Origin of the sequence: Sphingomonas sp. LH128, from assembly GCF_000293195.2 — a bacterium.
Classification (GTDB): domain Bacteria; phylum Pseudomonadota; class Alphaproteobacteria; order Sphingomonadales; family Sphingomonadaceae; genus Novosphingobium; species Novosphingobium resinovorum_A.
Genome location: NZ_ALVC01000469.1, coordinates 1 through 2,994, shown reverse-complemented (window position 1 = coordinate 2,994; position 2,994 = coordinate 1). Strand labels below are relative to the sequence as shown.

The 2,994-nt window shown below is 63.0% G+C and carries 5 protein-coding genes; 2 read left to right on the top strand and 3 right to left on the bottom strand.

The window, feature by feature from the left end; genetic code table 11:
* Positions 1–256, top strand: a 256-nt coding sequence (locus LH128_RS34855; protein WP_008833210.1) for a hypothetical protein, incomplete at its 5' end; no start/stop codon positions are given.
* A 504-nt stretch (positions 257–760) separates the two neighbouring features.
* Here LH128_RS34855 and LH128_RS33895 read toward each other — a convergent pair.
* The 3 genes from LH128_RS33895 to LH128_RS32605 all read right to left on the bottom strand — a co-directional run bounded on the left by LH128_RS33895 (position 761) and on the right by LH128_RS32605 (position 2,446).
* Positions 761–1,099: a hypothetical protein gene (locus tag LH128_RS33895; RefSeq protein ID WP_327195309.1), complete on the bottom strand. Its 339-nt coding sequence runs from the start codon at positions 1,097–1,099 to the stop codon at positions 761–763.
* Between the two features lie 32 nt (positions 1,100–1,131).
* Positions 1,132–1,980: a hypothetical protein gene (locus tag LH128_RS28685; protein ID WP_327195308.1), complete on the bottom strand. Its 849-nt coding sequence runs from the start codon at positions 1,978–1,980 to the stop codon at positions 1,132–1,134.
* 169 nt (positions 1,981–2,149) lie between these two features.
* Entirely contained in the window at positions 2,150–2,446 is a 297-nt protein-coding gene (locus LH128_RS32605) for an integration host factor subunit alpha (RefSeq protein ID WP_008833208.1), read from the bottom strand.
* Positions 2,447–2,676: 230 nt separating this feature from the next.
* Here LH128_RS32605 and LH128_RS28675 point away from each other — a divergent pair.
* Positions 2,677–2,994, top strand: a 318-nt coding sequence (locus tag LH128_RS28675) for an FAD-linked oxidase C-terminal domain-containing protein (RefSeq protein ID WP_008833207.1), incomplete at its 3' end; no start/stop codon positions are given.

The window sequence follows — 2,994 nt, the reverse complement described above, 5'->3', positions numbered from 1 at the left end:
CTGCACCTGTGGCCCGGCAATCGCTCTCATCGGTAAGCGGTCGGGCCACTTACCCCAGGACCGCCCCCATCGCGACCAAGAGACCATTACGCCCGCCGGCGGTCACGAAGGCGGCAAGCCGAAGAATTTTCGGTACATTGTCGGCGGAATAATCGTCATCTTTCTTCTCGGCATGGCGATCGTGGGTGCGAGCACGAAGGTGCTTCAGCGCCCCGGGCCAGATCAAGGGGCTACAGAAAAGGCACCGGCCGACTGATAGGGCAAGAAGGCCCGGCACTAAGAGAGGACCGGGCCAGTTTTGTAAGGGCCGCAGCGCCCTTCGGGTCGCAAACGCACGGTACACTATTGATTTTGCGCTGAATATGACAACTTTGGTCACCGGCATCCCGCTCCCATTGTTTCGCTGGACACTGCTCGGCCGCCATTCCGTGCGCCCGATTGCTCTTCTCGCGGCACATTGCGCCGCAGTCGCCGCTCACGCGGCCAGCGGTGTCGGCCCCGTCCAACAAATATCTGCACGGGGCTGGCATCGGCGTTTCACAGCTGGCTCGCACACATTGCGGCATGCCTGCGTTCAGCGATTGGTCGTCTCCGCGAAGGGTGTAGGCCTCAGGCACCAGTCCGCTCCGCCGCAGTTCGGTCTGGAAGCGCGCTCGACACTGAGGATGACCGTCGTGCCGGTGATCGGCGCGCTGGTCATCGCGGCCGGGGTCGCATTGGTGTTTATGCTGGCGGTGCGCGCGCCGGAAGGACGGCCGGATCACGCGGGCGGAATTCGATGACGGCCTCCTGGCTTTGGGTTTAGATGAGCAGGTGAAATGCGACGAGCGGTTTGTCGCAAATGCGACAGAGCAATTGCCGTCATGCGCAATCGGCCGTAAGGGCGCCGTGCCGAAACAAAAGGACCGCTAAAAGCGATAAGATAATAGCTATGATCACTAATACACGCGACAGATTTAAGTCCTTGGAAGAAGCACTTCTTCACCTTGAGGGTGCGCATTACGCACTTCACGATATGGTTGCTTTTGTACTTTCGAAGGTCTCCGCTATCGAAGTCGAGGAACTGGCGATCCGCCTTGGCGATCAGGTTTCCGTTCATGCCGACAAGATCGGAGAGATTCGTCTGGCGGGTTACATCGAAGAGGTCGCTTCGGTGACAGATGAGGTCGAGCACAATCGGGTCGAAGCTCGAGGCCTGCTCGCGCGGTTCGCGGGTGCACGGCGGTCCCGCATCGTCACAAAGTAGCATGGCGTTGATGTGAACTCTCCGTCGATGCGAAATGCGATCTGGCCGTTGTCGATGGCGAGAGCGAGCGCCCCGGGCTTGGCCCAGATCTCGTGCGGGCTCAGGAAGAAGCTCTCGCCCATGTCGGCGAGGATCATCGTCTCACCGATCGTCTCGGCCATGCCCGTAGCGGCGGCGCCGGGCACAATGTTGCCGATCCACTCGCGCTTGGCGACGTCCGAGCCGCCGATGAGGTCGAACGGGGTGCGGCAGCACCATTCCAACCCGTATTCGGTCGCCTCCTGGTAGAAGGTCTCTTCCAGGGCGAAGAGCGCCTGCTGCGAGGCAAGGTCCAGCGTCGTGACCGGGCGGTGCCAAGTGCCGTCGGTCGCGATGATGCGGCACACGAGACGATCGCCGGGCTCCGGCAGTTTAATTTCCCGCCCCCCACTTGAGGCATCAGAAATTAAACGCGGGTCGGCCACCGAGTTGAACCCGTTGTCGTGGCAGGCGGAACCTCTAATTTCATAGGCGGTCTGCTCCCAGTCGACGACGCCGTAATGCCCGCCGGTCTGGTAATGCTCGCGCTGCGCAGTAAACGCGCGCGGGTCTGCAACTGCGAAAGCGCCATCGCCTGTTGTGCTCGCGCCGATGACGGTGCCCGACACCACGCCGGGCATCACGCTGCGAACGCTGCTCTTCACGCTCTCATGGCTCGGCGAGGCGGAGTACGAGGACACCTTCGCGCCACTCACCTACAAGCTGGGTACGTCGGTGCCGATCTATTGCTGCCTCGACCCGGCGGTGACGACGTGGCGGCAGAACCGGACCTATCTCTGCTTCCTGGGGCGGGCGCCATTCGCACGGGGCAGCGAAGCCGAGGACGAGGGCGAGGGAGTTGCAGATCAGGTCGCTGATCTGAGATCAGTCCAGCACGGGAGCGACGCGTGCTCGCAGGATGGCGCTCGGATTAAAGGTGACGACGCGCCTCGCGGCTACAACCGCCTCCTTGCCAGTCTTCGGGTTGCGTCCGACGCGCGGCCCCTTATCGTTCAGCAGGAACGTGCCGAAGCCGGCTATCTTCACGTTCTCGCCACGTTCGAGAGCGGCGGCGATTTCCTCAATGATCGCATCGACCATGCGATCCGCTCCGGCGAAGGAAATCCCGACGCTTTTCTTGATCGCCTCGGCGATTGCGGCGCGAGTGAGGCTCTTGGACACTTGATGCACTGAAATCTCCCTTTGTCGCGACGATAACGCACCAGCGGATCGATTGCATACCGCTAACAAACGACTTTTTCCGAAAGGGAGATGGGTGCGTCGGTCCCCTGCAAGCCGCCGCACCCGGCCGGCTCGGTAGCGATAGGCCGGTAGGGATCAACGCACTTGTGAACAGAGGGCCGCGATGTGCGGCCGGTCCATCAATATCATTCGTTTGCAGCTCGGCGCCCATGGGTGGCCGCCGGGGCGGGGGCGGCGGGGGGGGGGGGGGGGGGAGCCGCATCACCCAAGGCCTGGAGGCGCGCCATCCCGGCTCGCTGGCGCTGGTCTACGGCCACCTCGGTGACGGGAACATCCACCTCATCGCCGACGTGCCGGGTGCGACGGCGGAGACGGTCGAAGCCGTCGAGGCCTTCGTCTACGGCGTCGTCTCCGACTTGGGAGGCTCGGTTTCAGCGGAGCACGGCATCGGCCTCAAGAAGCGCAAGGTGCTCTCGCGCACGCGCACGCCCGACGAACTGGCGACGATGAGCGCGATCAAGCAGGCG

Bases quoted from the DNA above. Each gene is read 5' to 3' on its own strand.
- LH128_RS33895 (WP_327195309.1), bottom strand. From the start codon at position 1,099: ATGAACGGAAACCTGATCGCCAAGGCGGATCGCCAGTTCCTCGACTTC.